The organism is Gammaproteobacteria bacterium, assembly GCA_037388465.1.
Taxonomy (GTDB): domain Bacteria; phylum Pseudomonadota; class Gammaproteobacteria; order SpSt-1174; family SpSt-1174; genus JARRKE01.
In genome coordinates, this window is the sequence record JARRKE010000006.1 from 48,897 (window position 1) to 75,888 (window position 26,992).

The 26,992-nt window shown below is 64.3% G+C and carries 34 protein-coding genes; 31 read left to right on the top strand and 3 right to left on the bottom strand.

The window, feature by feature from the left end; translation table 11 throughout:
- Positions 1–2: 2 nt before the first annotated feature.
- The 7 genes from nifA (at position 3) to draG (ending at position 5,829) form a co-directional block, all read left to right on the top strand.
- Positions 3–1,580 carry a nif-specific transcriptional activator NifA gene (nifA, locus tag P8Y64_02345; GenBank protein MEJ2059314.1) on the top strand — a complete coding sequence of 526 codons (1,578 nt, stop codon included), beginning with the start codon at positions 3–5 and terminating at the stop codon, positions 1,578–1,580.
- A gap of 200 nt (positions 1,581–1,780) precedes the next feature.
- Positions 1,781–3,289, top strand: coding sequence for a nitrogenase cofactor biosynthesis protein NifB (nifB, locus tag P8Y64_02350; GenBank protein ID MEJ2059315.1), 1,509 nt, complete (start codon positions 1,781–1,783; stop codon positions 3,287–3,289).
- A gap of 14 nt (positions 3,290–3,303) precedes the next feature.
- Complete coding sequence (locus tag P8Y64_02355; protein MEJ2059316.1) at positions 3,304–3,582, top strand: 4Fe-4S binding protein; 279 nt, start codon at positions 3,304–3,306, stop codon at positions 3,580–3,582.
- A gap of 18 nt (positions 3,583–3,600) precedes the next feature.
- Positions 3,601–3,918, top strand: coding sequence for a hypothetical protein (locus P8Y64_02360; GenBank protein ID MEJ2059317.1), 318 nt, complete (start codon positions 3,601–3,603; stop codon positions 3,916–3,918).
- Between the two features lie 6 nt (positions 3,919–3,924).
- Positions 3,925–4,359 carry an ArsC/Spx/MgsR family protein gene (locus tag P8Y64_02365; protein ID MEJ2059318.1) on the top strand — a complete coding sequence of 145 codons (435 nt, stop codon included), beginning with the start codon at positions 3,925–3,927 and terminating at the stop codon, positions 4,357–4,359.
- Entirely contained in the window at positions 4,356–4,931 is a 576-nt protein-coding gene (locus P8Y64_02370) for a nitrogen fixation protein NifQ (GenBank protein ID MEJ2059319.1), read from the top strand. Before P8Y64_02365 ends, P8Y64_02370 begins: the two co-directional genes overlap by 4 nt.
- Positions 4,906–5,829 (top strand): ADP-ribosyl-[dinitrogen reductase] hydrolase, encoded by a 924-nt coding sequence (gene draG, locus P8Y64_02375; GenBank protein ID MEJ2059320.1) that lies wholly within the window; start codon positions 4,906–4,908, stop codon positions 5,827–5,829. Before P8Y64_02370 ends, draG begins: the two co-directional genes overlap by 26 nt.
- An 89-nt stretch (positions 5,830–5,918) precedes the next feature.
- Here the strand turns inward: draG and P8Y64_02380 are convergent, their stop codons facing one another.
- Complete coding sequence (locus tag P8Y64_02380) at positions 5,919–6,800, bottom strand: SIR2 family protein (protein MEJ2059321.1); 882 nt, start codon at positions 6,798–6,800, stop codon at positions 5,919–5,921.
- 152 nt (positions 6,801–6,952) lie between these two features.
- The gene (locus P8Y64_02385; protein ID MEJ2059322.1) at positions 6,953–7,786 is read right to left on the bottom strand and encodes an NAD(+)--dinitrogen-reductase ADP-D-ribosyltransferase; all 834 of its coding nucleotides are present in this window, start codon (positions 7,784–7,786) and stop codon (positions 6,953–6,955) included.
- Positions 7,787–7,962: 176 nt separating this feature from the next.
- Here P8Y64_02385 and nifH point away from each other — a divergent pair, with 176 nt between their 5' ends.
- The 24 genes from nifH (at position 7,963) to P8Y64_02505 (ending at position 26,626) form a co-directional block, all read left to right on the top strand.
- Positions 7,963–8,856 (top strand): nitrogenase iron protein, encoded by an 894-nt coding sequence (gene nifH, locus P8Y64_02390; protein ID MEJ2059323.1) that lies wholly within the window; start codon positions 7,963–7,965, stop codon positions 8,854–8,856.
- A gap of 118 nt (positions 8,857–8,974) precedes the next feature.
- On the top strand, positions 8,975–10,462 hold the full coding sequence (nifD, locus tag P8Y64_02395) for a nitrogenase molybdenum-iron protein alpha chain (GenBank protein ID MEJ2059324.1): 1,488 nt from the start codon (positions 8,975–8,977) through the stop codon (positions 10,460–10,462).
- A 121-nt stretch (positions 10,463–10,583) separates the two neighbouring features.
- Positions 10,584–12,155, top strand: coding sequence for a nitrogenase molybdenum-iron protein subunit beta (nifK, locus tag P8Y64_02400; protein ID MEJ2059325.1), 1,572 nt, complete (start codon positions 10,584–10,586; stop codon positions 12,153–12,155).
- 58 nt (positions 12,156–12,213) lie between these two features.
- Complete coding sequence (nifT, locus tag P8Y64_02405; protein ID MEJ2059326.1) at positions 12,214–12,426, top strand: putative nitrogen fixation protein NifT; 213 nt, start codon at positions 12,214–12,216, stop codon at positions 12,424–12,426.
- A 24-nt stretch (positions 12,427–12,450) separates the two neighbouring features.
- On the top strand, positions 12,451–12,651 hold the full coding sequence (locus P8Y64_02410; protein ID MEJ2059327.1) for a 4Fe-4S binding protein: 201 nt from the start codon (positions 12,451–12,453) through the stop codon (positions 12,649–12,651).
- 9 nt (positions 12,652–12,660) lie between these two features.
- Positions 12,661–13,383 (top strand): dinitrogenase iron-molybdenum cofactor biosynthesis protein, encoded by a 723-nt coding sequence (locus P8Y64_02415; protein ID MEJ2059328.1) that lies wholly within the window; start codon positions 12,661–12,663, stop codon positions 13,381–13,383.
- On the top strand, positions 13,380–13,655 hold the full coding sequence (locus P8Y64_02420; protein MEJ2059329.1) for a DUF6129 family protein: 276 nt from the start codon (positions 13,380–13,382) through the stop codon (positions 13,653–13,655). Before P8Y64_02415 ends, P8Y64_02420 begins: the two co-directional genes overlap by 4 nt.
- A 16-nt stretch (positions 13,656–13,671) precedes the next feature.
- Positions 13,672–14,442 (top strand): 4Fe4S-binding leucine-rich repeat protein, encoded by a 771-nt coding sequence (locus P8Y64_02425; GenBank protein ID MEJ2059330.1) that lies wholly within the window; start codon positions 13,672–13,674, stop codon positions 14,440–14,442.
- Between the two features lie 150 nt (positions 14,443–14,592).
- A complete protein-coding gene (nifE, locus tag P8Y64_02430) occupies positions 14,593–16,023 on the top strand; it encodes a nitrogenase iron-molybdenum cofactor biosynthesis protein NifE (GenBank protein ID MEJ2059331.1) in 1,431 nt (476 codons plus the stop codon).
- Between the two features lie 3 nt (positions 16,024–16,026).
- The gene (nifN, locus tag P8Y64_02435) at positions 16,027–17,409 is read left to right on the top strand and encodes a nitrogenase iron-molybdenum cofactor biosynthesis protein NifN (protein ID MEJ2059332.1); all 1,383 of its coding nucleotides are present in this window, start codon (positions 16,027–16,029) and stop codon (positions 17,407–17,409) included.
- A 3-nt stretch (positions 17,410–17,412) separates the two neighbouring features.
- Entirely contained in the window at positions 17,413–17,898 is a 486-nt protein-coding gene (locus P8Y64_02440) for a NifB/NifX family molybdenum-iron cluster-binding protein (protein MEJ2059333.1), read from the top strand.
- 36 nt (positions 17,899–17,934) lie between these two features.
- A complete protein-coding gene (locus P8Y64_02445; GenBank protein MEJ2059334.1) occupies positions 17,935–18,408 on the top strand; it encodes a NifX-associated nitrogen fixation protein in 474 nt (157 codons plus the stop codon).
- A gap of 17 nt (positions 18,409–18,425) precedes the next feature.
- Positions 18,426–18,638 (top strand): CCE_0567 family metalloprotein, encoded by a 213-nt coding sequence (locus P8Y64_02450; protein ID MEJ2059335.1) that lies wholly within the window; start codon positions 18,426–18,428, stop codon positions 18,636–18,638.
- 9 nt (positions 18,639–18,647) lie between these two features.
- A complete protein-coding gene (fdxB, locus tag P8Y64_02455; GenBank protein ID MEJ2059336.1) occupies positions 18,648–18,956 on the top strand; it encodes a ferredoxin III, nif-specific in 309 nt (102 codons plus the stop codon).
- Between the two features lie 33 nt (positions 18,957–18,989).
- Positions 18,990–19,316, top strand: coding sequence for a (2Fe-2S) ferredoxin domain-containing protein (locus tag P8Y64_02460; protein MEJ2059337.1), 327 nt, complete (start codon positions 18,990–18,992; stop codon positions 19,314–19,316).
- A 249-nt stretch (positions 19,317–19,565) separates the two neighbouring features.
- On the top strand, positions 19,566–20,078 hold the full coding sequence (locus tag P8Y64_02465; protein MEJ2059338.1) for a hypothetical protein: 513 nt from the start codon (positions 19,566–19,568) through the stop codon (positions 20,076–20,078).
- The gene (locus P8Y64_02470; protein MEJ2059339.1) at positions 20,065–20,445 is read left to right on the top strand and encodes a hypothetical protein; all 381 of its coding nucleotides are present in this window, start codon (positions 20,065–20,067) and stop codon (positions 20,443–20,445) included. Before P8Y64_02465 ends, P8Y64_02470 begins: the two co-directional genes overlap by 14 nt.
- A 5-nt stretch (positions 20,446–20,450) precedes the next feature.
- Positions 20,451–21,419, top strand: a complete 969-nt coding sequence (locus P8Y64_02475; protein MEJ2059340.1) for a DUF364 domain-containing protein — start codon at positions 20,451–20,453, stop codon at positions 21,417–21,419.
- Positions 21,416–21,844, top strand: coding sequence for a hypothetical protein (locus tag P8Y64_02480; protein ID MEJ2059341.1), 429 nt, complete (start codon positions 21,416–21,418; stop codon positions 21,842–21,844). Before P8Y64_02475 ends, P8Y64_02480 begins: the two co-directional genes overlap by 4 nt.
- 197 nt (positions 21,845–22,041) lie before the next feature.
- Positions 22,042–22,845, top strand: coding sequence for a TOBE domain-containing protein (locus P8Y64_02485; protein ID MEJ2059342.1), 804 nt, complete (start codon positions 22,042–22,044; stop codon positions 22,843–22,845).
- Positions 22,846–22,866: 21 nt separating this feature from the next.
- A complete protein-coding gene (gene modA, locus P8Y64_02490) occupies positions 22,867–23,553 on the top strand; it encodes a molybdate ABC transporter substrate-binding protein (protein ID MEJ2059343.1) in 687 nt (228 codons plus the stop codon).
- A gap of 4 nt (positions 23,554–23,557) precedes the next feature.
- Positions 23,558–24,241, top strand: coding sequence for a molybdate ABC transporter permease subunit (modB, locus tag P8Y64_02495; GenBank protein MEJ2059344.1), 684 nt, complete (start codon positions 23,558–23,560; stop codon positions 24,239–24,241).
- The gene (locus tag P8Y64_02500) at positions 24,238–25,338 is read left to right on the top strand and encodes an ABC transporter ATP-binding protein (protein ID MEJ2059345.1); all 1,101 of its coding nucleotides are present in this window, start codon (positions 24,238–24,240) and stop codon (positions 25,336–25,338) included. Before modB ends, P8Y64_02500 begins: the two co-directional genes overlap by 4 nt.
- Before the next feature lie 169 nt (positions 25,339–25,507).
- Positions 25,508–26,626: an endonuclease/exonuclease/phosphatase family protein gene (locus P8Y64_02505; protein MEJ2059346.1), complete on the top strand. Its 1,119-nt coding sequence runs from the start codon at positions 25,508–25,510 to the stop codon at positions 26,624–26,626.
- 81 nt (positions 26,627–26,707) lie between these two features.
- Here P8Y64_02505 and P8Y64_02510 read toward each other — a convergent pair.
- The coding region (locus P8Y64_02510; protein MEJ2059347.1) for a RuBisCO large subunit C-terminal-like domain-containing protein at positions 26,708–26,992 on the bottom strand (285 nt) is incomplete at its 5' end.

A 26,992-nucleotide genomic window follows, 5' to 3' on the forward strand; every position in this document is an offset into this window, starting at 1 on the left:
CGATGACCGCCACGACTTTGGAGCGAAGGGACGCTGCATTGAACGACCGTTCACGATTGCTGGAAAGCGAACTCGAGGCCTTGTTTCAGGTCAGCCGGGTGCTGAGTCGTTCGCTCGACCTGCACGAGACCCTGCACGCCGTGCTGGAGGTGCTGCACGAGCACGCCGGCATGCAGCGCGGCATGGTGACCCTGCTCGACCCGGACAGCGGCGAGTTGCTGGTCAGCGCGGTGCACAGCGACGACCCCGAACGGGCCGGCAACGTGCGCTACCGCCCCGGCGAGGGTGTCGTCGGCGGCATTCTCGAACTGGGCGATACGGTGGTCGTCAAACGCATCGCCGACGAGTCCCGTTTCCTCGACCGCCTGGGCCTGTACGATTCACAGCTGCCCTTTATCGGCGTGCCGATCCGGGTCGGCGAGGGCAAGCCGGTGGGCGTGCTGGCCGCGCAGCCGCAGTCGGGCGACACGGCGCTGCTGGGGGAGCGGGCACGCTTTCTGGAGATGGTCGCCAATCTTGCCGCGCAAAGCGTGCGCCTGTCCTGGGAGGTGGAGCGCGAGCGCCGCGACCTCACCGACGAGCGCGATCGGCTGCGCCGCGAGATGCGCGGGGAATACGGTTTCGACAACATCGTCGGCCACACCCCCGGCATGCGCAAGGTCTTCGAGCAGGTGCGGCAGGTGGCCAAATGGAACACCACCGTGCTGATCCGTGGCGAATCCGGCACCGGCAAGGAGCTCATCGCCAACGCCATCCATTACAACTCGCCGCGCGCCAGCGGTTCCTTCGTCAAGCTCAACTGCGCGGCGCTGCCGGACAACCTGCTGGAGTCGGAACTGTTCGGACACGAAAAGGGCGCCTTCACCGGCGCCACCACCCAGCGCAAGGGGCGCTTCGAGCAGGCGGACGGCGGCACCCTGTTCCTGGACGAGATCGGCGAGATATCGGCGGCCTTCCAGGCCAAGCTGCTGCGCGTGCTGCAGGAGGGCGAGTTCGAGCGCGTGGGCGGCACGCGCACGCTCAAGGTCGACGTGCGCATCATCGCCGCCACCAACCGCGACCTGGAGTCGGAGGTGGAGGCGGGCAGCTTCCGCGAAGACCTTTATTACCGGCTCAACGTCATGCCCGTCTACATGCCCTCGCTGCACGAGCGCATCGAGGACATTCCGGAACTGGCCGCTTTCCTGGTAGGCAAGCTGGGTCGCCAGCAGGGGCGTGAATTGTCGCTGACGGACAGCGCCATCCGCCTGCTCATGCGCCACGACTGGCCCGGCAATGTGCGGGAGCTGGAAAACACCCTGGAGCGCGCGGCGATCATGAGCGGCGACGGGGTCATCGACCGTGACGCCGTGATCCAGAGCGGCATCAAGGAAGGGGTGAGTCCGGCGCCTGCGGCGGCCGGTGCCCCCGCGGCGCCGGTGGACCTGCAGGACCCCGACCTCGACGAGCGCGAGCGCATCATCGCCGCCCTGGAGCAGGCGGGGTGGGTGCAGGCCAAGGCCGCCCGGCTGCTGGGCATGACGCCGCGTCAGATCGCCTACCGCATCCAGACCCTCAACATCACCGTGCGCCGCATCTGATCCCCCTGTCGGCTTCGCCACAAGCGCCCGTTCCCGGGCTGTGGCGTTCGCGACAAAGCCGTGTTTCAGCTACGCCAAAAACCACCTATCGTTATGAAATAAAAGGATTTTCCAAATCAGGCACGGCGCTTGCACATGTCTCTATCAAGCAACATGCATGGCTTCCCCACGAAGACCGGACAGAGACTTGAGGAGCGGACATGGAACTGAAAGTGCTTGGCCAGGCTGAACCCGAGGCACCCAAGGGCGGTTGTTCCGCAGGATCCTGCGGCAGCACCGACGATCAGCTGTCTCACCTGCCGGAAGACATCCGGGAAAAGGTTCACAACCATCCCTGTTATTCCGAAGAGGCGCATCACTACTTCGCCCGCATGCACGTGGCGGTGGCGCCGGCCTGCAACATCCAGTGCCACTACTGCAACCGCAAGTACGACTGCGCCAACGAATCGCGTCCCGGCGTGGTGTCCGAGCTGCTGACGCCCGATCAGGCGGTGAAGAAGACCATGGCGGTGGCCGCCAACATTCCCCAGATGACCGTGCTGGGCATTGCCGGCCCCGGCGATCCGCTGGCCAACCCGGAGCGCACCTTCGCGACCTTCCGCGCGCTGTCCGAGCAGGCACCCGACATCAAGCTGTGCGTGTCCACCAACGGCCTGGCCCTGCCCGCGTCCGTCGACGAGCTGGCCAAGCACAACATCGATCACGTCACCATCACCATCAACTGCGTGGACCCCGAGGTGGGCGCCAAGATCTATCCGTGGATCTTCTGGAACAATCGCCGCATCAAGGGCAAGAAGGGCGCCAAGATCCTCATCGAGCAGCAGCAGAAAGGCCTGGAGATGCTGGTCGAGCGCGGCATCCTGGTGAAGGTCAACTCGGTGATGATCCCCGGCGTCAACGACGAGCATCTCAAGGAGGTCAGCCGGATCGTCAAGCAGAAGGGCGCCTTCCTGCACAACGTCATGCCGCTGATCGCCGAGGCGGAGCACGGCACCTTCTACGGCGTCATGGGTCAGCGCGGTCCCAAGTCCTCCGAACTGCAGGCCCTGCAGGACGACTGCGCCGGCGACATGAACATGATGCGCCACTGCCGCCAGTGCCGCGCCGACGCCGTCGGTCTGCTGGGCGAGGATCGCGGTGCCGAATTCACCATGGACAAGATCGAGGATATGGAGATCGACTACACCGCCGCGATGGAAAAGCGCGCCCAGGTGCACGCCGCCATCGAACAGGAACTGGCGGCCAAGCAGGCGAAGCCCCAGGCCCCCGCGCTGGTGCCGCTGGAATCCCTGGGCGGCGGCAGCAAGCCGCGCCCCGTGCTGATGGCGGTGGCCACCACCGGCGGCGGCGTCATCAACCAGCATTTCGGCCATGCGCGTGAATTCCTGGTGTACGAGGCATCGGCCGAAGGCGTGCGCTTCATCGGTCATCGCAAGGTCGACCTGTACTGCAGCGGCGGCGATACCTGCGGCGACGGCGAGTCGGTGCTCGGCGGCATCATCAATACCCTCGAGGGCTGCGAGGCGGTGCTGTGCGCCAAGATCGGCTACGAGCCCTGGGAGATGCTGGAAGAGGCCGGCATCCAACCCAACGGCGAGCATGCTATGGAGCCTATCGAGGACGCGGTGATGGCCGTCTACAGCGAAATGCTCGAGATGGGCAAGCTGGATGCGAAGACGGATGACCAGGAGACGCAGGCGACTGCCTGAAGGAGTACCCGGTTATGGCACTGAAAATTATCGAGAGTTGTGTGAACTGTTGGGCCTGCGAACCGCTGTGTCCCAACCAGGCCATCTATGAGGCGAAGCCGCATTTTCTGATCGACGCCAAGAAATGCACGGAGTGCGAGGGCGAGTTTGCCGACGCCCAGTGCGCCAGCATCTGTCCCATCGAGGGCGCGATCCTCGATGCCCTGGACGAGGCGCTGAATCCGCCCGGCTCCCTGACGGGCATCCCGCCCGAGCGCATGGCCGAGGCCATGGCCGAACTGCAGGCCCATTGATCGACCGGAGGAATCATCATGGCAAAGTTCAGCGTTTCGATGTCGCAGCCGCACGCGCCGGAAGTGGCGTTCGTCCCCGAACTGCGCCTCTGGCCGCGACTGCATGATGCGGCGGGTTCCGCCTGGGCGCGTCTGATGAACGGTGGGCGCAGGACCCTGGTGCGCTGCGTGTCGTTGGTGAACGATTGTGACGAGATGGTTCCGGTCGAACTGGGCCGGGTGCCGCGCCGCGTGTGGCGCCGCCACAGCGCCTATCTGGTCTACGACATGGAGGTACGGGCCGCGGCCGCCAGGCGGATCGCCGGCAACCGGTCGGATGCGCAACCGAACGCCTGACGCGCGATGGCCGTCGTCGTCTTCTATGCCAAGCCAGGCTGCGTGAACAACAGCCGCCAGCACCGGTTGCTGGTGGAGATGGGGCATCAAGTAGTGGTGCGAGATCTGCTCGACGAGGTGTGGACGCCGGCGCGTCTGCAACGGTTTTTCGCCGGCCTGCCCGTCGCCGAATGGTTCAACACGAGCGCGCCGCGCGTGCGCTCGGGCGAGGTTAGGCCCGAAGACCTGGAGCCGGACCATGCGTTGGCGCTGATGGTACGGGAGCCGTTGCTGATTCGCCGTCCGCTCATGGAAAAGGGCGGTGAGACACGGGTCGGCTTCGAACCTGAACAGGTGAAGGCATGGCTTGGTCTGGACATGGCAAACGACGGGGATTTGGAAACCTGCCCACGGTTTTCCACCGCCAAGCATGTGGCGTGCGGTGGACAGGAGGCGCCATGAACCGGGCCATGAGCGATACCGATGCGGTGCACGCCGCCCACGCCTACCTGATGTCCTTTGCGCAAGGCCGGGCCAACGACGATGCACTCGCCTGCATGCTGGCCAGCAATGCTCAGGGGCACGGTGCGCTGCCGTTGCGGTTGGGCCTGTCTGCGGCGGATCACGCGCACATGATCGACCGGCATTTCCCGGGTGCGTGCTGGTCCACCCCGCAACACGATACGCACAAACCCGACCCGCAGCGCGAAGAGGAACGCGGCGAGCTGCGGCGCTTGCTGCTTGTTAACTGCGCCGGCAGCGACGAGTCAGAACGTTGGATCGCCGACATCGTCACCGCCGCCTGCATGGGCGGAGACCATCTGTGGCAGGACCTCGGGCTGTGGGCGCGTACCGATCTCACCGAGCTGATGCGCAACAATTTCCCGGCGCTGGCGGCGCGCAACGACCGGGACATGAAGTGGAAAAAGTTTTTATATAAACAGCTCTGCGTGCAGGAAGGCATCTACACCTGCCGTTCGCCATCCTGCGAGGTGTGCCCGGACTACCATGCCTGTTTCGGCCCCGAGGACTGAAAGCGCGGACAAGGCGGTTCAGGCACGCGCGCTCGGTGCCTATCTCGGACTGGCGGTGGGTGATGCCCTGGGTGCGACCGTGGAGTTCATGACGCCCACCGAGATCCGTGTGCAGTACGGCACGCATGATCGTATCCGCGGCGGCGGCTGGCTGGGACTGAAACCCGGCCAGGTCACCGACGACACCACCATGGCGCTCGCGTTGGGAAAATCCATTCTCGCGACAGGTGGCGTGGATGCCGCGGCCGCCGCCGAGGCGTTCAGCGACTGGATGGCCGCCAAGCCGGTGGATATCGGCAACACGGTGCGCCGCGGCATCGTCCATTATCGACATACCGGCAACACCGAAACGCTACCGAGCGAGCACGATGCCGGCAACGGCGCCTGCATGCGCGTGCTGCCCGTGGCGCTCGCCACGCTGGGGCGATCACGGGAGACGGTACGCGTGGCCGTGCGTGCCCAGGCGCACGTAACCCATAACAACCCGTTGTCGGATGCCGCCAGCGAAACGGTGGTGGCCATGGTGCAGTCGGCATTGACGGGCGCGGACAAGCGCCAGTTGCTGCACGGGCCGGCGGCGGGGTTGGTGGAGGCGTTTCCGCTGTTCGCCTTTCGCGGCCGGCGGCGGGACAATCCCAGCGGCTACATCGTCGAAACCCTGCAGGCGGTGTTGCAGGCCCTGTTCGATACCGACGACTTTCAAAGTTGCCTGATCGATGTGGTCAACCGCGGCGGCGACGCCGATACCACCGGCGCCATCGCCGGCATGATCGCGGGCGCCCTGTACGGGCCCGACGCCATTCCGCGGGTCTGGCTGACAAAACTCGTGCCGGACATCGAGCGTGCCTGCCGTGGCCAGGCCGCGGCATTGGTCGGGCTGGCCGCCAGCAGCTATTGAAATAAACCGTACGGATTTACCGGCGCGCGAAAACGCCGCCGGCGTACGGCCCGGCGGCATTTTTTTACTGTCTGTAACCCGATGGCGCGTCAGCAACCCACCAGCGTCGCATCGGCGGCGAGTTCGGCCAGTTCCTCGGCGCCGTCTGCACGCAGCAGCGCGTCCGCGCCGGCCTCGATGATTTCGATACCCTGGCGGGCGCAGTAACGCCGCTCCTTGGCGGTGGGTTCCGGGATCAGCGCCCAACCGCGCGGCTCGCCGGCATCGTAGGTGATGTCCGCCATGACCATGCGTTCCGTATCGCGGGTCAGGCGCAGACCGATGAACAGATACTGTTTCGCCTGGCGATAGGACTTGAGAAACGAAGGGATCGCAAAGCCGCCCATCAGCTCGGTGATGTAATCCACGTAATCGGCATCGGAGGCGATGAAGTTGGGTTCCGGCCGCGGCGTGCCCATGGGTTTGAACAGCACCGGCAGGCTGGTGTCGACGGCATCCAGTTTTATCTCGTGGTAGGCATTGCCATCCCACTGAAACAGCTTGAAGCGATATTCAGTGCCGCCGATGCGCGCGACGCCCACGACCAGGGTGTGGGGCGTATCGGCATAGGTGTCCTGCAGCTGCGTGTCGCGGTTGATGTCGATCACGTACGGCGGCTTGATGCCGGCCAGCCATGTGTGCACGGCCGAGCGGCTCCATGTCTGTTTTTCGTAAAGGTCGGTGAAAAAGCGGGTGACGTAGTTGCGCCCCGCCTTGAGTTCCAGGTGCATGGCGGCGCGCGGGAATTCGTACATCAGTCGCGGCGCCATGGGCTTGCCCTTGTTCATGGCCAGGATCAGGCTGTCGCTGTCGGCGGGTACGGGATCTCCGGCGTCGTTGCGTGCGCCGTTCAGCGCGCCCGCGCCGAGGTAGGGGACGATGCGACCCGCGCGTACACCCTGGATCAATTCGGTCAGTTGAGCTTGGGACATGAGGCATGCTCCTTCACAGTGGATATGTGAAGCGCGTGCAAGAACCGGTCCAGGGTATGAATAACCGTAAAACCGCGTGATTGCGTGCGGTGGCCGGGGTGGTTGTCGAACACGGGCAAGGCATTGTCTGTCGCAAACGCGACAAACGGCATTCAGACCGGCTCGATCTCGTACAGCCCGCCGAGCACCAGGTGTTCGTCCTCCCCGCCGAGGATGCCGGGCAGCAGGCCGGCGTAGTAGAACACCTTGGCCAGCGGCACCCGCACATTGATTACGGTGTCGCCGAATTCGTCCGCCCGTTCCGGGTCGGCGGTGAAAGAGTTGAGGTTGTTCAGCAGCACCACGCCGCCGCTCGTGCTGCGGCTCAGCCAGTCGTGTTCGCCGATGTCGTTGGTGCCGCGGTAAAGCGCGACCCAGCGGCGTTCGGGCTGTTGGCGCGCAAGTTCGTACTGGCAATAGGTGTAGAGCAGGTCGAGTTGAGTTTCCAGGGCGTTGGTGTTGTAGGTGCCCAGCGCGCGTTCCTGCAGGTAATGCGTATCGTTGTCTCCGACGTCGCGACCCAGCGGGCCGCGGTGATAACGCGCCAGCAGACCGAAGCGCGATTCCACCCAGCCTTTCAGTACCGCGCCTTCGCGCCCCTCCGAGTCGAACATCCAGCCGCGCAGGATGCGCAGGTAGTTCGCCTTTGGTCGTGCATGGCCGGTGTCCGGCGTCAGCCCCGCGTCTTCCAGCGCCTCGAGACGAAAATGCACCGTCATGTAGTCCATGTAGTGCTGCGCACGCGGCGCCGGTTCGGGCAAAGCATCCAATTGTTCGAACAGGTCGCGGTGCAGCTCGGCGATGCCATCGATGCTCAGTCGTGCCGGGTGGTGCTGAAAGGTGAGACTGCCGAGGACCTGGGCCGGCAGGTTGCAGTGGTTGATGGGCAGCCGCGCATCGGCGGGAAGTGTGGGCGCTGGCGGGCGTTCGAAACGGGGTGCGGTCATGTAGTCATCCGTACAGCAATGCCGTGTTTGTCGTAGATGCGACCAAGTTCCCGGCGGGGCATCTCTGTTAAAAAATATAGTTAAAACATGCCGTTATGGCAATGTTTCGATGGTGGCACGCTCCTTGCTCAAACGGGGTTGACCTCAACCCATTATCCCATTGAGAGGAGATCGACATGGCTTTACGTCAATGTGCAATCTACGGCAAGGGCGGTATCGGCAAATCCACCACCACGCAGAACCTGGTGGCCGCGCTCGCCGAGGCAGGCAAGAAGGTGATGATCGTCGGCTGCGATCCCAAGGCCGATTCCACCCGCCTGATGCTGCACTCCAAGGCCCAGAACACCATCATGCACCTGGCCGCCGAGGCGGGCAGCGTCGAGGATCTGGAGCTCGAGGACGTGCTCAAGATGGGCTACGCCGACGTCAAGTGCGTCGAGTCCGGTGGCCCTGAACCCGGCGTGGGCTGCGCCGGCCGCGGTGTGATCACCGCCATCAACTTCCTCGAGGAAGAGGGTGCCTACGACGAGGACCTGGACTTCGTCTTCTATGACGTGCTCGGCGACGTGGTGTGCGGCGGTTTCGCCATGCCCATCCGCGAGAACAAGGCCCAGGAAATCTACATCGTCTGCTCGGGCGAGATGATGGCCATGTACGCCGCCAACAACATCTCCAAGGGCATCGTGAAGTACGCCAACTCCGGTGGTGTGCGTCTGGCCGGTCTGATCTGCAACAGCCGCAACACCGATCGTGAGGACGAACTGATCGAGGCCCTGGCCGCCAAGCTGGGTACCCACATGATCCACTTCGTGCCTCGCGACAACGTGGTGCAGCGCGCCGAGATCCGTCGCATGACCGTGATCGAGTACGACCCGAAGGCCCAGCAGGCCGACGAGTACCGAGCCCTGGCGAACAAGATCATCGACAACAAGAAGCTTGTGATCCCGACGCCGCTGACCATGGACGAACTCGAAGACCTGCTCATGGAGTTCGGCATCATGGAGGAAGAGGACGCGAGCATCGTCGGCAAGACTGCGGCGGACGAGGTTGCCGCCGGCGCGCCGGCCTGACCTGGAAGTCGGACCGGCGGTCCCGCCGTGCGCGGCAGGGTCGCCGGCCCACTCCGACATTCGACTTGTTTAACGCTCCGTCCACAGATTGGTGGCGGCGAAAACAGGAGATACGAAGATGGCAGCAATGACCAGAGAAGAGACCGAAGCCCTCATTCAGGAGGTGCTCGAGGTCTATCCCGAGGAGGCGAAAAAGGACCGCGCCAAACACCTGGCCGTCAACGACCAGTCCGTGGAACAGTCCAAGAAGTGCATCACCTCCAACAAGAAATCCCTGCCCGGCGTGATGACCATCCGTGGTTGTGCCTACGCCGGCTCCAAGGGTGTGGTGTGGGGTCCCGTGAAGGACATGATCCACATCTCTCACGGCCCCGTCGGCTGCGGGCAGTACAGCCGCGCCGGACGCCGTAACTATTACATCGGCACCACCGGTGTGAACACCTTCGTCACCATGAACTTCACCTCGGACTTCCAGGAGAAGGACATCGTGTTCGGCGGCGACAAGAAACTGGACAAGATGATCACCGAGATCGACCAGCTCTTCCCGCTGAACAAGGGCGTCACCATCCAGTCGGAATGCCCGATCGGTCTGATCGGCGACGACATCGAGGCGGTGGCGAAGAAAAAGAACAAGGAAATCGGCAAGACCGTGGTTCCTGTTCGCTGCGAAGGATTCCGCGGCGTGTCTCAGTCCCTGGGGCATCACATCGCCAACGACTCGGTCCGTGACTGGGTGCTGGGTGCACGCGACGAAGACGACAGCTTCGAGAGCACGCCTTACGACGTGGCGGTTATCGGTGACTACAACATCGGTGGTGACGCCTGGGCCTCCCGCACCCTGCTCGAAGAGATGGGGCTGCGCGTGGTCGCCCAGTGGTCCGGCGACGGTACGCTGTCCGAGATCGAGCTGACCCCCAAGGTCAAGCTCAACCTGGTGCACTGCTATCGCTCCATGAACTACATCTCGCGCCACATGGAAGAGAAGTACGGCATTCCGTGGATGGAATACAACTTCTTCGGTCCGACCAAGATCGCCGAGAGCCTGCGCAAGATCGCCTCGTTCTTCGACGACAAGATCAAGGAAGGCGCCGAGCGCGTGATCGAGAAGTACCAGGCCGAGTACGAGGCGGTAATCGCCAAGTATCGCCCGCGCCTGGAAGGCAAGCGGGTCATGCTGTACGTCGGCGGTCTGCGTCCGCGCCACACCATCGGCGCCTACGAGGACCTGGGCATGGAAGTGGTCGGTACCGGCTACGAGTTCGGTCACAACGACGACTACGACCGCACCGTCAAGGAAATGGGCAATGCCACGCTCCTGTACGACGACGTCACGGGTTACGAGTTCGAGGAATTCGTCAAACGCGTGAAGCCGGACCTGATCGGTTCGGGCATCAAGGAGAAGTACATCTTCCAGAAGATGGGCATCCCCTTCCGTCAGATGCACTCCTGGGATTACTCGGGTCCGTACCACGGCTACGACGGCTTCGCCATCTTCGCCCGCGACATGGACATGACCCTGAACAATCCTTGTTGGAATGCCATCCAGGCGCCCTGGAAAAAGGCCGCCGAGGAGGAAGAGGGTCAGCAGGCGGCTGCCGGAGCGTGATCAATCGCGGGTCGGGCCGAGCTCAGACGCCCGGCCCGCGAAACGGCAAACGAAAAACCGTTTTATTCATTGAACCCATAGACCGTCAGTCCACGGATTAGTGGCGCGGCAGGAGGTTACCATGAGTCAGGAAGTCGAGAACATCAAGCCAAGTTATCCCTTGTTCCGTGACGAGGATTACAAGGAGAACCTGGCCCGCAAGAAAGAGCAGTACGAGGAGTGTCATCCGCAGGACAAGATCCGCGAGGTCTTCGAGTGGACGACCACCAAGGAATACCAAGAGCTGAACTTCCAGCGCGAGGCATTGACCGTCAATCCGGCCAAGGCCTGCCAGCCGCTGGGTGCGGTGCTCTGCGCCCTGGGTTTCGAAAAGACCATGCCTTACGTGCACGGCAGCCAGGGCTGCGTGGCGTACTTCCGCACCTACTTCAACCGCCACTTCAAGGAGCCGATCTCCTGCGTGTCCGACTCCATGACGGAAGACGCGGCGGTGTTCGGCGGCCAGAAGAACATGTTCGCCGGCCTGGAAAACGCCAAGGCGCTGTACAAGCCCGAGATGATCGCGGTGAGCACCACCTGCATGGCCGAGGTGATCGGCGACGACCTCAACGCCTTCATCGGTAACGCCAAGAAGGCCGGCAGCGTGCCGGAAGACTATCCCACGCCGTTCGCGCACACCCCGTCGTTCGTCGGCAGCCATGTCACCGGCTGGGACAACATGATGGAAGGCATCATGCGCTACTTCACCCTCAACTACATGGAGGGCAAGGAGGTCGGCAGCAACGGCAAGCTCAACATCGTGCCGGGCTTCGAGACCTACCTGGGCAACTTCCGGGTGATCAAGCGCATGCTGTCCGAGATGGACGTGAACTACACCATGCTCTCCGATCCCGAGGAGGTGCTCGACACGCCGGCCGACGGCGAATACCGCATGTATGCGGGCGGCACCACCCTGGACGAGATCAAGGACGCGCCCAACGCCATCGACACGATGTTCCTGCAACCGTGGCAGTCCGACAAATCCACCAAGTTCGTCAAGAACACCTGGCAGCACGAAGCGGCCAAGCTCGAGATCCCCATGGGTCTGGAATGGACCGACCAGTTCCTGATGAAGGTCTCCGAACTTACCGGCAAGCCCATCGCTGCCTCGCTGGAGAAGGAACGCGGCCGTCTGGTGGACATGATGACCGACTCCCATGCCTGGCTGCACGGCAAGCGTTACGCGCTGTGGGGCGACCCGGACTTCGTCATGGGCATGACCAAGTTCCTGCTGGAGCTCGGCGCCGAACCGGTGCACATCCTGTGCAACAACGCCAACAAGCGTTGGAAGAAGGCCATGGACAAGATCCTGGAGGACTCGCCCTACGGGCAGAACTCCACGGTCCACATCGGCAAGGACCTGTGGCACATGCGTTCGCTGGTGTTCACCGACAAGCCGGACTTCATGATCGGCAACTCGTACGGCAAGTTCATCCAGCGTGACACCATCACCAAGGGCAAGGAGTTCGAGGTGCCGTTGATCCGCATCGGCTTCCCGATCTTCGATCGTCATCACCTGCACCGGGATACGACCCTGGGTTACGAGGGCGCCATGCATGTCCTCAAGATCCTGGTCAACGCTGTCCTCGAACGACTGGACGAGGAAACCCGCGGTATGGGTACCACGGACTACAACTACGATCTGATTCGCTGATCGATCGGGCGCGGGCGGATTGCCGCCCGCGCCCAAGTGGTCCGAGAGGAGACCCAAGATGCCGAAAGTGATGATCCGACGTGATGAGACCGGCGCCCTGAGCTTCTACGTCGCCAAGAAGGATCTGGAGGAGGCCGTGGTCTCCCTGGAGCACGACAGCCCCGAGAAGTGGGGCGGCGAGGTGGAGCTTGCAGACGGTTCCCGCTACGAGCTGGAACTGCTCGACGAGGCTCCGCGACTGCCGGTCACTTTGCGCGCCAAGCGTCTTTGAGTAACGAACATAGGAGTATCAATCATGGCCATGTACATCGTAGCTGACGAATGCATTTCATGCGGTGACTGTGAGCCGGAGTGCCCGACCAACTCGATCAGCGAAGGCAAGATCGTGTTCGAGATCGACGCCGCCAGCTGCACCGAGTGCGAAGGCGATTTCGACACTCCCAAGTGCGTCGAGCTCTGCCCCATCGACAACTGCATTCTGCCGCTGGCTTCCTGAGGTGGCGTCATGAGTGCCCAGCCGTTAACACGTGAGGTGGCGTTGCGTATCGGTCTGGCGGCCAAAGTGCTGCCGGGCGTCGATGCGCGGCGTCTGGTACAGGTGCTCAATGACAAGATTGGACAGCCGCTGACGGAACAGCGGTTGTCCAAGATTACGGTGACGCACCTGAAAACCGGTTTCGCCAGCCTGGACGGCGAAGAGGACGGGGAAGACACCGGCATCGGCATGGAGTATCTGAAGCTGGCGGTGCGTTACCTGTGGGGCGAGGAGGTCGCCGGCCCGGACCTGCCGGCCACCCGACCCTACAGCGAGGGCGACATGCCCGGCTCGATCCGGGTTGCCGTTGCCTCGGGCGGCGGCGAGAACGTTGACGGCCACTTCGGTTCCTGCCCGTACTTCATGGTCTATCAGGTCAGCCCGGATGAAGTGCGTCTGATCGACGTGCGCGCGACCGACGAGGCCGAAACCGCCGACGACAGGAACGCATTCCGTGCCGGTTTGATCGGCGACTGCCACGTGGCCTACATGCAGTCGGTGGGCGGTCCCGCCGCGGCCAAGATCGTGCGCGCCGGCATCCATCCCATCAAGCTGGCCGAAGGCGGCAACGCCATCGAGGTGCTGACCGAGCTGCAGTCGGTGATGGCCGGCACGCCGCCGCCGTGGCTGGCGAAGATCATCGGCATCCCGGCCGAGCAGCGGGTGCGTTTCGCCTCCGGGGAGGCGGGATGATCACGCCGGAACAGGTGGAGGGAATCGCCGACGGCCTGGCCGGCCAGGGCCTGGATGAATCCGCCGTATCCGCGCTGCGCGCGGCCTATCCGGATATTCACTTCACCTATTGTTCCGACGACGACATCGTCACCGGCAGTCCGGTGACGGCGCGGTCCGGTTTCAACGTCTACCTCGTCGACGGTCGCGAGCACTGCCTGCAGCTTACCGGCGACTACGGTACCGCCACCGGTCTGGTGCTGGCCTATTGTGTAGACGAGGATGAAGACTGACTGTCCGGACCCTCTCATGGATACCGTTCCGCCGGACCCGTCATCCCTTCCCGACCGTACGCCCCGGGCCGACTGCAACGGCTGCGCCTATCAGGGCGTGCTGCTGTCGCGGCAGTTGTGCCGGCCGGGCGATGCCTGCGTGACGGTGGACAGCGGTCGGCAGATCGACCGCTTCTTTCGCGCCAATCCCGACCTCGCCGCCGGTTATCTGCATGACGCCTTCTGGGAGCGGCGCGCCATCGCCGTGCGCTATGCGCCGCAGGACCGTATCGCCGAGCTGGTCGACGATCCGGACGAGGCGGTGCGGCGCGCCGTCGCCTACCGCCTGCCGGTCGCACTGCTCGACAGGCTCGCCGGCGATTCGGACCGTGAGGTGCGTATCACCGTCGCCGACCGGCTGCCGGCGGATCAACTCGAATGCATGGTGCAGGACGACGACTACCTGGTGCGGACCTATGTGGCGCGCCGCCTGCCGGCGGGACGCCTGTTTCGCATGATTCGCGATCCCGACCGCCAGGTGCGCCAGGTGGTGGCCCAACGCCTGCCCGGGGTCAGCCTGATCTTCATGGCCGACGATCCGGAACCCGAGATCCGGCGCATCGTCGCCGGCCGCATCGGACCTGAGGCCGCCGCGTCCCTGCTCGACGATCCGGACTGGATCGTACGCCTCGCGGCGGTGGAGCGCGCCGCCCTGCCAGACCTGACGGCGGTGCTGAACGACCCCGAACCCGAGGTGCGTTCCGCGGCCCGCGAGCGCCTGATTCAGGCCGCCGCCAAATCCATCTGAGTCTTGTCGTATCTGCGGCGTCGCAAACGACGCTTGTCGCATTCCCTACATAGCGCGCTTCACTTAACTTATTGATTTAACGATAATAATGATCGTGGCACGCGGCTTGCAATCTCTCCTGTGACAGGAACCTGTGCACGGGGAGCGGACATGAAATCGAAAGACATCGCGGAACTGCTGGACGAGCCGGCCTGCGCCCACAACAAGAAGTCCAAGTCCGGCTGCGCCAAGCCCAAGCCCGGCGCCACCGCCGGCGGGTGCGCCTTCGACGGTGCGCAGATCGCGTTGTTGCCCATCGCCGACGTCGCCCATATCGTGCACGGCCCCATCGCCTGTGCCGGCAGCTCCTGGGACAACCGTGGCACCCGTTCCTCCGGCCCGGATCTGTACCGTCTGGGTTTCACCACCGACCTCACCGAGCAGGACGTGATCATGGGGCGCGGCGAGAAGCGCCTGTTCCATTCCATCAAGCAGGCGGTGGAGGACCACGGCCCCGCAGCGGTGTTCGTCTACAACACCTGCGTGCCGGCGCTGGTAGGGGACGACATCGAGGCGGTGTGCAAGGCCGCCGAGGAGCGCTGGGGTGTGCCCGTGGTGCCCGTGGACGCGGCCGGTTTCTACGGCACCAAGAACCTGGGCAACCGCATCGCTGGCGAGGCCATGGTCAAGTACGTGGTGGGCTCGCGCGAGCCCGATGCGCTGCCGCCTGTGCCCAGGCCGGAAACGCTCACTGTGCACGACGTCAACCTGATCGGCGAATACAACATCGCCGGCGAATTCTGGCATGTGCTGCCGCTGCTCGACGAACTCGGCCTGCGCGTGCTGTGCACCCTGTCGGGCGATGCGCGTTATCGCGAAGTGCAGACCATGCACCGCGCCGAAGTGAACATGATGGTGTGCTCCAAGGCCATGATCAACGTGGCGCGCAAGCTGCAGGAAGGCTACGGCACGCGGTGGTTCGAAGGCAGCTTCTACGGCATTACCGACACCTCGCAGGCGCTGCGCGATTTCGCGCGCATCATCGACGATCCGGATCTCAGCGCGCGTACCGAAGCGCTCATCGCCCGCGAGGAGGCGCGCATCCACGCCGAGCTCGAGCCCTGGCGCGAACGCCTGCGCGGCAAGCGCGTGCTGCTCTACACCGGCGGGGTGAAGTCCTGGTCGGTGATCTCCGCCCTGCAGGACCTCGGCATGGAAGTGGTCGCCACCGGCACCAAGAAATCCACCGAAGAGGACAAGGCGCGCATCCGCGAACTGATGGGTGAGGACGCCAAGATGATCGAGGACGGCAGCCCCAAGGCGCTGCTGCAGATCGTGCGCGAATACCGCGCCGACATTCTCATCGCCGGCGGACGCAACATGTACACCGCGCTCAAGGCGCGCCTGCCGTTTCTGGATATCAACCAGGAACGCGAGTTCGGCTACGCCGGCTACCAGGGCATGCTGGAACTGGTGCGCCAGCTCGCCCTGACTCTGGAAAGCCCGGTGTGGGAGGCGGTACGCCGTCCCGCGCCATGGGCCGTTGCGCAGGCCGAAGCCGGGGCGGCGACGCCGGCCGTTCCCGCAACGGCGGAGGCCTGAGCCATGGCCGAGATCGTCAAACGTAACAAGGCCCTGTCAGTCAGTCCGCTGAAGGCAAGCCAGCCGGTCGGTGCGGCACTGGCCTTTCTGGGCCTGTACAAGTCCATTCCCATGCTGCACGGCTCGCAGGGCTGCACCGCCTTCGGCAAGGTGTTTTTCGTGCGCCACTTCCGTGAGCCGATTCCTTTGCAGACCACGGCCATGGATCAGGTCAGCAGCGTCATGGGCGCCGACGACAACATTGTCGAGGGCCTGAAGACGGTGTGCGAAAAGATGAAGCCCGCCGTGGTCGGCCTGCCCACCACGGGCCTGTCCGAGACCCAGGGCGCCGACGTGGCCGGCGCCGTACGCAACTTCCGCACGCGTTATCCCGAGTTCGCCGAGGTGGCGGTGGTGCCGGTGACCACACCGGATTTCACCGGCTGCCTGGAAAGCGGCTATGCCGCCGCGGTGCAGGCCATGATCGACGTGATGGTGCCCGAGGCCGCCATCGCGAATACCCGGCCCGGTACCCGCCGACGTCAGGTGAACGTGCTGGCCGGCGCGGCGCTCACCCCCGGCGACATCGAGGCGCTCAAGGACATGATCGAGGCCTTCGGCCTGCGGCCGGTGGTGGTGCCGGATATTTCCGAATCCATGGACGGCCATCTGGGCGAGGAGCAGTTCAGCCCGCTGACCACCGGCGGCACGCCGGTCTCCGAACTGGCCACCCTGGGTGAGGCCGCGGCCACCCTGGTGATCGGCGCGTCGCTAGACAAGGCCGCCGACCTGCTGCACAGCCGCACCGGCGTGCCGGACTACCGCTTCGATCATCTCATGGGACTGGACGCCGTGGACGTGCTGGTCTCGACCCTGACCCAGGTAAGCGGCAATCCGGTGCCCGATCGCCTGCTGCGCCAGCGCGCCCAGTTGCAGGACGCGATGCTGGACACCCATTTCATGCTAGGCCAAGTGCGCGTGGCCATGGCCGCCGACCCGGACCTGCTGCAGGGTTTCGGCGAATTGCTCGCCGGCATGGGCGCCGAACTGGTGGCCGCCGTGGCGCCGTCGCGGGCGCCGGTGCTGGGGCGCGTGCCCGCCGCGAGCGTCAAGCTGGGCGATCTCGAGGATCTGGAACACCTGGCGCGCGAGCACGAGGCCGAACTGGTGATCGGCAACTCGCATGCCGCGGAGTCGGCCAGGCGCCTCGGCCTGCCGCTGCTGCGCGCCGGGTTCCCGCAGTACGACCTGGTGGGCGGTTACCAGCGCACCTGGATCGGCTATCGCGGTTCGCGTCAGCTGCTGTTCGATCTGGCCAACATGATGCTGGAAAGCGACCACCACGCCATCCAGCCCTATCACTCCATTTACGCACAAAAGCCGGCACGCGCCGCAGGAGGTGAGTAAGCCATGGGGGTTGAACGCCGCATGCGTATCGTCGACGGCGACGGACGGGACGGAGGCGCCGAGGTTTCGGTGCAGGTCGCCTTCGCCACCTCGGACATGAAGCACGTGGACCAGCACTTCGGTTCCGCGCAGAGCTTCGCCCTGTACGCCGTCAATCCGGAGCGCACCAGCCTGCTGGAGGCTTCCCAGTTCGGCAAGCTGGCGCAGGACGGCAACGAGGACAAGCTGGCCGTCAAGATCGAGTCCCTGAAGGACTGCGCCGCCGTGTTCTGCCAGGCGGTGGGCGCCTCCGCGGTGCGCCAGTTGCTCACCCACGGCATCCAGCCGGTGAAGGTGACGCCCGGCGCGGAGATCGCCGGCTTGCTGTATTCGCTGCAGGAGCAGCTGAGGGAAGGCCCGTCCGCCTGGCTGGCGAAGGCCATCGAACGTCAAACCCAGCCTGACGCCGGACGTTTCGACGCCATGGAGTCGGAGGGCTGGGACGAGTAATCAAGCAACGACTACGAACTGAGAGGAGTAAACGTTATGAGTGAGGCCGCCGTCGTCATCGATCCCCAGGACCCGATCCTGGAGTCGGACTTCATCAAGGAGATGGTCAAGCAGATGCGCGCCATCGACACCTACGGCACCTATGAGGACTGGGACACCCTGCAGATCCTCGACCCCTTCGTGCTCACCAAGGAGCGCAAGCAGGAGATCCCGGTGGTGGGCGATCCGGACGAGATCACGATGTCGCGGGTCAAGGCCTTCTACAACGCCATCTCCTCGCTGATCGAGAAGGAATGCGGACTCATGGCGGTGCCCATGATCAACCTCACCCACGAGGGTTTCGGCCGCGCCGTGATCACCGTCGGCAAGCTGGTGGTGATGGACAAGACCCTGCGCGACATACACCGCTTCGGTTTCCCGAGCCTGTCCAAGATGAAGGACGAAGCGGACAAGCTGCTGTCGGTGGCGCTGGAAATCGTCGGCGAATATCCGATGGTCGCCGGGCTCTGAAAACGGGGGAGGCATTCATGAACGAGGAAGAGCTCAAGGTACTGGAAAAGGATGTGAAAAAGGCCAAGCGGGTGGCCAGCGAGTGGGCCTCGCAGCTGCACGACCTGGTGGAGGACCGCCTGCCCGCCGCCTTCGACGAGATCCACGGCCTGGCGCAGTCCACTTACGACGCATGCAAGGCCTGGAAGGAAGCCAGCGAGCGTTTGGAGCAGGCCAAGGCCGGCCAGTAGGGGGACATCATGGCAGCAGAACAGATCACCGGTATCACCCGCGGCGGCACCGCCTGGACGCCCGCCTTCGTCATCGAGCTGAATCAGGAGAACTGCATCGGTTGCGGCCGCTGCTTCAAGGTCTGCTCGCGCGAGGTTTTCGAACTCGTGGAGCGCGAGATCGAAGACGAGGATGACGACTACGATGACGGTTTTTCGGACGACACCTCCATGGTCATGAGCCTGGCCAATCCGATGGACTGCATCGGCTGCGAGGCCTGCTCCAAGGTGTGTCCGAAGGACTGTCATACCCACGCGGCGCAGCCCCTGGTGGCGTGAGCCGCATTGCTTATTACATGACGGAAACGCGTTATGCCTAAACCCGAAAAACATGTCTTCGTCTGCGCCCAGCGTCGTCCGCCCGGTCATCCGCGCGGTTCCTGCGGCGAGCGCGGCTGCATGGACGTACTGGACGCGTTTCTGGACCAGCTCCAGAAACGCAGCTGCTTCGATAAGGTGGCGGTCACCAACACCGGCTGCATGGGGCCCTGCGGCTACGGCGCCAACGTGCTGGTCTATCCCGAAGGGGTGATGTACGGCAACGTCGGCAAGGAGGACGTGGCGGTCATCTTCGAAGAGCATCTGCTGGGCGGTGTGCCCGTTGAGCGGCTGAAGGTGCCGCAAGACGTCTGGGGCTAAACCCGCATTCCCCACCGGGCGGCGGAGGACAGATGTATGACATGGGATTTTTGTGAGCTTATGTGTTGTTCGGAACAATACGATGACAATCTTCATTGCCTATCGCGGTTCTGGCTTGTCTTCGCGTCCGCAGGCTTGCTCTTCACTCAAGCCGTAGCCACGGCTACGACTTTCGCTCCAGAGCGGCGCCTGCGAACACGAATCCTGCGCCGGCTCCCGCGATCCCGGCGAGAAATGCGGGTTTGAACCATGTGTAACCAGTTGCTGTTTCCCAAGGAGCAGATCCTGTTCGGGCAGAACATCCCGGTGCCGGTGAATGCGCTGTTGCAGCAGGCGGTCAATGCCTACGACGACACCGAGCGGGCCGAGAGTCTGCTCCGGGAGGCGCAGCGCATGAATCCCGAGCAGCTGGAAGTCTACATCGCGCTGTACAAGTTCTATTTCTACAAGCTGCGTCTGGAGGAAGCGGAGTCCGTGGCGCGCGATGCGCTTACGCGCGCGGCGGGGCAGGGCGGCTTCGACACCGACTGGCGGCAGCTGACGCACACCTCGACGGACTGGTCGCAGTGCGACGGCCCCGCACGGGTTTACCTGTACAGCCTCAAGGCGCTGGGCTTCATCCGCATGCGGCGGATGGATTTCGCGGGTGGCGAGGCGATCCTCGACAAGCTGGCGGAACTCGACCCGCAGGACCAGGTGGGCGGTTCGGTGCTGCGCGAACTGGCCGCGGGATTGCGCGAGATGACCGATGCTGTCGCTTAACTCGCTTGAAGCCCGGGTACAGGCCGCGCGTGCGCGGGCCGAAGAGATATGCGCGGCCCTGGAGCGGGAAGCCCACAAGCTCGGTTTTGCCCAAGGTCAGGTACAGGTGCCCACCTTCGAGGCCGCGCATTTTTCACTGCAGCGCGATGCCGCCAGCGGCCGCGACAGTCTGCTGTGCGACTGGCATGACGACAAAGGCAGACGCAACGGCCATCTGCTGTTTCACGCGGACGGCAGTTTCTGGGCGGAGTACGACGTGGTGCGTCCTCACCCGCGCGATGCACGCTGGTTCGTGGAGTCGGTCACGGCCTGGGGCCGCAACGACAGCATCAAGTCCGAGGCACGCCTGTTGCCGATAGTGGGGTAAGCGAGATGAGCAACGCATGGGAAATCTACGACCTGTTGCAGGACTGCGCCGCATCCGACGCGCGCATCGAGGAAGTCCTGTTCGGCGTGGCCTGGACCCTGTGCCATACGGCTGACGGTACCGGTCTGGCCATGAGCCCGGCCACCAGCGTGCGTACCCTGCCGTGGGCCGGCAGCCTGGCGGACAACACGCTGCGCGATCTGCAGTCCTGGATACGCGCCTGGGATCCGCATCAGGCCGCGGTGGGCATGGCGGCCATCAACGCCGGCATCGGTTGTCCTGCTGAACTGGCCCGGCATGCCGTCGCACTGGATAACGATGCGCCGCCCAACCTGGCGGTGTTTGAATATTTCCTGCCGCGCCTGCGCGGCAAACGCGTGGCGGTGGTCGGCCGTTATCCGGGCATCGAACGTTACGCGGGCGTGCTGGATCTCACCATACTGGAACGCTACCCGGGCGCGGGCGACCTGCCGGATCCGGCCTGCGAGTACGTGCTGCCCGAAGCCGAATGGGTGTTCGTCACCGGCAGCTCCATTCCCAACAAGACCTTCCCGCGCCTGGCGGCGCTGGCCCGCGACGCCAACCTGGTGCTCATGGGCCCGACCGTGCCCTGGCTGCGCGAGCTGCGGGAGTTCGGCGTGGATTTTCTCGCCGGCACCCGGATCGTCGACGAGACCTCGCTGCGCCGCACTGTCGCCGAAGGCGGCGGTACGCGCATCTTTGGTACCGGACTCGCCTATCACGTGGTGGATCTGGGGCAGGGCGAGATGAACTGGGTGCGCTCGACCATCTCCGACCTGGTCGGTTACCGCGAGCGCCTGAAGCACGAGATGGAGGCCTGGTACACCGCGCCGGGCCGCGGCACCTTCCCCAGGGCCGAGGAACTGCTGCGCCTGGACCGCGAGTTGTCGGAACTGGATTCGCAGTTCAAGCGTCTGTGGGACGCGCGCCACGGCAGCGGAGTGGCGATGTGAGCGACGCCGCCACACACGCCCGCGCGATTCTCTATCACAAGCAGTCCACCAGCGCGCTGACCCGGTTTATGCGTCTGCCCTACGGCGGCGTGTGCGCGCTCGGTACGCTGCCCACCCTGGTGGAATTGGGCGAGGGCGAGCCGGATACCAAGCTGGTGGTGCATCCCACTCTGGTGCTGTCGCGGCTGCGCGACTGGATGGACCTGCCCGACGACGGGCTGGAGCACGACATCGAGTTCCGCGCCTGGCTGGATACGCCGGACGGGCCGCTGCCGGTTCACCTGGTGCGCTTTACAGGCATCGATCCGCCTTTCGCCGAGGCCGAACGCATCGGCGCCGGCTTCATCACCCTCACCGAGGCCCGCACCCTGCCACCGGTCGAGTTGCAGCTCCTGCAGCAGGCCTATCGCGTCATTCTCGGCTAATCCTCCCTCCGGAGAATCCTGTCGCATTCCCGCCATTGTCGTATTTGCCACATGGAACGTGGCGGCCGCCAGTTCAATAATTATTTAATTTTCAACGAGTTGTGACCTGGCACGCGCTTTGCTGAAGAGGTTTTAGCAGGTTCGCGTTTTTTTGCGGACCGATATGCAGACGAATTGCATAACGCTACGGAGGCCGGATGGCACAAGCGGAAACACAACTGATGGGCGCGCTGTGGGTGACGCAGGAAGGCCGGCGACTGTTCGGCAGCGAACGCCTGCGGCTGCTCGAGCACATCGGTGAGCACGGGTCTATCTCCGCCGCGGCCAAGACGCTGGGCATGAGCTATCGCGCCGCCTGGGATGCCGTGGCCGATATGAACAACCTGGCCGACGCGCCGCTGACCCACCGCACCCCGGGCGGGCGGCACGGCGGCAGCACGGAGCTGACCGGCTACGGCCGGCAACTGGTGGCGGCGTTTCGCGCCATGGAACACGAGTACGCCCGCCTGCTCGACGGCCTCAACGCCGAATTCGGTGACTGGGACAGGCTGCAGGCACTGATGAGGAGATTCGCCATGCGCACCAGCGCCCGCAATCAGTGGCAGGGCAGGGTCCTGGAAGTGAAGACCGGGCCGGTCAACGCCGAGGTGACCCTGGCCCTGGATACCGTCGACCGTCTGGTCGCGACGGTGACGCGCGAAAGCGTCGATGCCCTGGGGCTGCAACCGGGGCGGGACGTCTACGCCCTGGTGAAGTCGAGCTTCGTGATCCTCGCCACCGCCGACGACGGCTTCAATACCACCGCCCGTAACCGCCTGTGCGGCACGGTCACGCGTCTGGTGTGCGGACCGGTGAACGCCGAGGTGACGCTGGAGCTGGATGGCGGCAAGACCCTCACCGCCACCATCACGACGGAAAGCGCGGATGCGCTGGGGCTCGAGGAAGGTGTACGCGCGTGCGCGCTGTTCAAGGCGTCGCACGTGATTCTGGGTGTTAACTGAAACCGTTGGGAGAAGATGCAGATGAAGCTCGACAAGTGGATCAAATCGTTCGTATTTATTGCAGCCCTGATCGGTGTCGGTCAGGCGCGGGCGGGCGAGGTGCGCGTCGCCGTGGCGGCCAACTTCACCGCCGCCATGAAGGAGATCGCCGCGGCCTTCGAAAAAAGCAGCGGACACCACGTGGTGCTGAGCTTCGGCGAGCGCCGACCGAAGGCGCTGGAATCGGCGGGCACGGCCGTGGCGCGCAGCCGTTTCACCTACGCCGTCGGCAAGCTGGTGCTGTGGAGCCCCAAGCCGGGGGTGGTGGATGACAAGGGCGAGGTGCTGAAGCACGGCAAGTTCGCGCGCCTGGCCATCGCCAATCCCAGGACCGCCCCTTACGGTGCGGCGGCCCGGCAGGTGCTTGAACACCTCAAACTCTGGGACAGTCTGCAGCCCCGCATCGTGCGTGGCGAGAGTATCGCCCAGACCCACCAGTTCGTCGCCACCGACAACGCGGAGCTCGGTTTCGTGGCGCTGTCGCAGGTCATGAAAACGGGTGGCGGTTCGAGCTGGATCGTGCCGCAGGCTTTGTACACGCCGATCCGCCAGCAGGCCGTGCTGCTTGTACGCGGCAAGGACAACACCGCAGCCCACGCGCTGATCGCCTACCTGAAGAGCGATGCCGGCGCGGTGGTGATCAAGCGCTTCGGTTACGGGACGGAGTGAGGTCATGGATGGGCTGGACCTGCAACCGGTTTGGCTGACCATTCAGCTGGCCGTGCTCACCACCAGCGTGCTGCTGGTGGTGGGCACGCCACTGGCCTGGTGGCTGGCCCATACTCGCAGCCGCTTCAAGGTGCCGCTGGAGGCGGTCACCGCCCTGCCGCTGGTGCTGCCGCCGACGGTGCTCGGGTTTTATCTGCTTATTCTGCTGGGTGCCAACGGTACCCTGGGCGCACCATGGCAGGCGTTGACGGGGCAGCCGTTGGCCTTCAGCTTCGCCGGGCTGGTGGTTGCCTCCTGTGTTTATTCGCTGCCCTTTGTGGTGCAGCCCCTGCAGGCCGCCTTCGAAGGCCTGGATCGTTACGCCATCGAGGCCTCCTGGACCTTGGGCGCCTCGCGGTCCAGATCCTTTCTCACCGTGGTGCTGCCGCAGGCGCGACGCGGCCTGCTCACCGCCATCGTGCTCGGTTTCGCCCACACCATGGGCGAGTTCGGCGTGGTGCTGATGGTGGGCGGCAACATTCCCGGTCGCACCCAGGTGGTGTCCATCGCCATTTTCGAACACGTGGAGGCGATGGATTACGCAGCCGCAGAGCAGCTTTCCATCGGCTTGCTGATTCTTTCGTTCGCGGTGCTGTTCGTGGTGTACGGCGTGAACCGCCGCTGGCATGCGAAGGCGGCGACGGCATGAACATGCTGCACGTCAATGTCGATCACCGGCGCGGCGATTTTTATCTGCGCTTCGATCACAGTCTGCCGTCCCGCGGCGTGACCGCACTGCTCGGCCCGTCCGGCAGCGGCAAGAGCACGGTGCTGCGCATGATCGCCGGCCTGGAACGTCCGCAGGCCGGTTGCATCCGGCACGGCGACACCGTGTGGTGCGACGCCGCCAATCGCGTGCACCTGCCGCCGCAACGCCGCCGGGTCGGGTTCGTGTTTCAGGACTATGCGCTGTTCGCGCACCGCACCGTGGCAGGGAACGTGGGCTACGGCCTGTCCCGGCCGGGGCGTGACGAGCGCGTGAACCGGTGGCTGGAGCGGCTGCATCTCGAACGTTATGCGCAGCGTTATCCGCACCAGCTTTCCGGCGGGCAGCGCCAGCGCGTCGCCCTGGCCCGTGCCCTCGCGCCCGAGCCCGACGTGCTGCTGCTGGACGAACCCTTCTCCGCCGTGGATCGTGCCCTGCGCGATCACCTGCGTCAGGAACTGCTCGACACCGTGTCCGCACTCCAGTGCCCGGTGGTGCTCGTCACACATGATCTTGACGATGCGCGTTACGTGGCCGACCGGGTGGGCGTGCTGGTGGACGGTCATCTGGCGCGTTTCGGCGCGACCGCCGAGGTGCTGGCCGACCCCGGCAGCCACGCCGTGGCCGAGGTGCTGGGCTGGCGCAACCTGCTGCCGGTGCATGTGATCGAAGGACGGCGTGTCGGCGGTGCCTGGGGCATGCTGGAGCTCGACGGCGAACCCGAGGTGGACACCGCCTGGCTTGGCATTCGCCCCGAGCATGTGCAGCTGGTGCAAGAGGCCGGCGGCCTGCCTGCGCATATCGAGCGCATCACCGAGCTAGGGGCCGTGCGCGACGTGCTCTGCCGTCTGCAGGACGGCACCGCATTGCATGTACAGCGGCCCTGGGATATGCCTGTGCCGGCACCGGGTGAACCGGTGCGCCTGCATCTGCCGTCACGGTACCTGCGCCCGCTGCCGCAGATCACCCGGCTCGCGACCCGGCGTGCGGCTTGCGGCATGAATGAGGGTGCACCATCCCGGGACGAAGTAGCGGCTTGACCTCAGGGACTCCAAGGCACGGTCGCCGCAAGATAGGCAGCCTGGATTGAGCCTCCCGTTTTGCCGGCGCTCGACTATCTTTAGGAGGCAGGATATCCATCGGGTTCATCATTTCGACACGCCTGTGTACTGAAACTATGGCCCGACGACCATCAGGGAGGTGAGGGTTATGCCGTACTACAATGACTTGCGGCCGGAGGATGATTTCAAAAAGCGGGACTACGAGCTGGTGTTCCCGCACATGTCCAAAGCGGAAAAGAAACGCACCATCGGGAAACTGCTGGAGCTGAAGCAGGGGCTGGACAGCGCCATCGCGCCCCGGCGTGCCGATGAAAACCTGATCGTTGCGAGCTGGAACATCAAGGAATTCGGCCACACCGATCAGCGTCTGCCGGAATCCTACTTTTATATCGCCGAAATCCTGTCCTACTTCGATCTGATTGCCGTCCAGGAGATCAAGTCGACGCTGCATGACCTTAACATCGTGCTGCGTTTGCTGGGCGAGGATTGGGGCTACCTCGTCAACGACATCACCGAGGGCGCCGCGGGCAATTCCGAGCGCAGCTGCTACATCTTCAACAGGAAACGTGTCCAGCTCGCGGGCCTTGCCGGGGAGATCGTGCTATGGGATGCGCTGACCCAGCATTCACCCGTCAAGCAGCTCAAGCGTACGCCGTACATGACCGGCTTCACGGCGGGCTGGAAGACCTTCGCCATGATCGATCTGCATCTGCACCCGGGGGACAAGTCCGACGACATCAGCCACCGGCGTGAGGAGGTGTCGTTGCTGCTGCAGGCGCTGGCGGAAAAACGCGCTGACAATCATTTGTGGAGCGACAACCTCATCCTCGTGGGTGATTTCAATCTCTACACCGGTGCGACGAAGGACGATCCGACCATCGACATGATCGGACAGGCCGGCTACCGGCAGGTCGAGAGTCTGGTGGGCGTGGATACCAACGCTTCGCAAACCGAGGCCTACGACAGGATGTTTCTGACCCGCGGCGAGTACTTCTCGGTAGGGCAGGCCCCACAGGGCGGAGAGAACGGCGGCGTGTTCCGCGTGTTCGATTACGTCTACAAGAACGGCGAGGAGAATATCTACAAAAACTACATGAAGGCCAACTACACGGGCGCCAAGGACATGGATGATCCGGCCAACCAGAAAAGCTACTTCAAACAGCCCTGGCGCAAGAACCAGATGTCGGATCATTTCCCGATCTGGTTCGAGTTGGTCACGGATTCCTCGCCGGTGTTTCTGCAGCGCAGCCTGCAAAGCTACAGCTGAAGACCGCTGCCTGTGCTCTTTGGATAAAGAAAAGGCCCCGCGATGCGGGGCCTTTTGCACGCAGCTGTGCGTCGATAAGGCTCAGGCGGCCTTGACGCCCAGCTTTTCGCGCCAGCTGGGGAACAGCTTGTCGGCATCGCCCGGGAAGGACTCGAAGGCGCGGGCGAACTCGCGGTGCTCCTTGGCCCATTCGATCGGGTCGGCACCGGCCTTCCAGCACTCGTAGGCCTGACGCAGCGATTTGGCGCCGTCGGCCGGCGAGTCGATGTGGCCGTAGGAGCCGCCGCCGGCGGTGTTGATCACGTTGCCGTGGCCTAGGTTCTCGAAGAAGCCGGGCAGGCGCAGCGCGTTCATGCCGCCGGAGAT

Coding starts and splice junctions, on each gene's coding strand:
- P8Y64_02360 (MEJ2059317.1), top strand. CDS start 3,601: ATGGCAAAGTTCAGCGTTTCGATGTCGCAGCCGCACGCGCCGGAAGTG.
- fdxB (MEJ2059336.1), top strand. CDS start 18,648: ATGGCAGCAGAACAGATCACCGGTATCACCCGCGGCGGCACCGCCTGG.
- nifH (MEJ2059323.1), top strand. CDS start 7,963: ATGGCTTTACGTCAATGTGCAATCTACGGCAAGGGCGGTATCGGCAAA.
- P8Y64_02365 (MEJ2059318.1), top strand. CDS start 3,925: ATGGCCGTCGTCGTCTTCTATGCCAAGCCAGGCTGCGTGAACAACAGC.
- P8Y64_02420 (MEJ2059329.1), top strand. CDS start 13,380: ATGATCACGCCGGAACAGGTGGAGGGAATCGCCGACGGCCTGGCCGGC.
- draG (MEJ2059320.1), top strand. CDS start 4,906: ATGCCTGTTTCGGCCCCGAGGACTGAAAGCGCGGACAAGGCGGTTCAG.
- modB (MEJ2059344.1), top strand. CDS start 23,558: ATGGATGGGCTGGACCTGCAACCGGTTTGGCTGACCATTCAGCTGGCC.
- nifD (MEJ2059324.1), top strand. CDS start 8,975: ATGGCAGCAATGACCAGAGAAGAGACCGAAGCCCTCATTCAGGAGGTG.
- P8Y64_02440 (MEJ2059333.1), top strand. CDS start 17,413: ATGGGGGTTGAACGCCGCATGCGTATCGTCGACGGCGACGGACGGGAC.
- modA (MEJ2059343.1), top strand. CDS start 22,867: ATGAAGCTCGACAAGTGGATCAAATCGTTCGTATTTATTGCAGCCCTG.
- P8Y64_02460 (MEJ2059337.1), top strand. CDS start 18,990: ATGCCTAAACCCGAAAAACATGTCTTCGTCTGCGCCCAGCGTCGTCCG.
- P8Y64_02370 (MEJ2059319.1), top strand. CDS start 4,356: ATGAACCGGGCCATGAGCGATACCGATGCGGTGCACGCCGCCCACGCC.
- nifA (MEJ2059314.1), top strand. CDS start 3: ATGACCGCCACGACTTTGGAGCGAAGGGACGCTGCATTGAACGACCGT.
- P8Y64_02415 (MEJ2059328.1), top strand. CDS start 12,661: ATGAGTGCCCAGCCGTTAACACGTGAGGTGGCGTTGCGTATCGGTCTG.
- P8Y64_02445 (MEJ2059334.1), top strand. CDS start 17,935: ATGAGTGAGGCCGCCGTCGTCATCGATCCCCAGGACCCGATCCTGGAG.
- P8Y64_02355 (MEJ2059316.1), top strand. CDS start 3,304: ATGGCACTGAAAATTATCGAGAGTTGTGTGAACTGTTGGGCCTGCGAA.
- P8Y64_02450 (MEJ2059335.1), top strand. CDS start 18,426: ATGAACGAGGAAGAGCTCAAGGTACTGGAAAAGGATGTGAAAAAGGCC.
- nifT (MEJ2059326.1), top strand. CDS start 12,214: ATGCCGAAAGTGATGATCCGACGTGATGAGACCGGCGCCCTGAGCTTC.
- P8Y64_02470 (MEJ2059339.1), top strand. CDS start 20,065: ATGCTGTCGCTTAACTCGCTTGAAGCCCGGGTACAGGCCGCGCGTGCG.
- P8Y64_02475 (MEJ2059340.1), top strand. CDS start 20,451: ATGAGCAACGCATGGGAAATCTACGACCTGTTGCAGGACTGCGCCGCA.
- P8Y64_02385 (MEJ2059322.1), bottom strand. CDS start 7,786: ATGACCGCACCCCGTTTCGAACGCCCGCCAGCGCCCACACTTCCCGCC.
- P8Y64_02505 (MEJ2059346.1), top strand. CDS start 25,508: ATGCCGTACTACAATGACTTGCGGCCGGAGGATGATTTCAAAAAGCGG.
- nifB (MEJ2059315.1), top strand. CDS start 1,781: ATGGAACTGAAAGTGCTTGGCCAGGCTGAACCCGAGGCACCCAAGGGC.
- nifK (MEJ2059325.1), top strand. CDS start 10,584: ATGAGTCAGGAAGTCGAGAACATCAAGCCAAGTTATCCCTTGTTCCGT.
- P8Y64_02380 (MEJ2059321.1), bottom strand. CDS start 6,800: ATGTCCCAAGCTCAACTGACCGAATTGATCCAGGGTGTACGCGCGGGT.
- P8Y64_02500 (MEJ2059345.1), top strand. CDS start 24,238: ATGAACATGCTGCACGTCAATGTCGATCACCGGCGCGGCGATTTTTAT.
- P8Y64_02485 (MEJ2059342.1), top strand. CDS start 22,042: ATGGCACAAGCGGAAACACAACTGATGGGCGCGCTGTGGGTGACGCAG.
- P8Y64_02410 (MEJ2059327.1), top strand. CDS start 12,451: ATGGCCATGTACATCGTAGCTGACGAATGCATTTCATGCGGTGACTGT.
- P8Y64_02425 (MEJ2059330.1), top strand. CDS start 13,672: ATGGATACCGTTCCGCCGGACCCGTCATCCCTTCCCGACCGTACGCCC.
- nifN (MEJ2059332.1), top strand. CDS start 16,027: ATGGCCGAGATCGTCAAACGTAACAAGGCCCTGTCAGTCAGTCCGCTG.
- nifE (MEJ2059331.1), top strand. CDS start 14,593: ATGAAATCGAAAGACATCGCGGAACTGCTGGACGAGCCGGCCTGCGCC.
- P8Y64_02465 (MEJ2059338.1), top strand. CDS start 19,566: ATGTGTAACCAGTTGCTGTTTCCCAAGGAGCAGATCCTGTTCGGGCAG.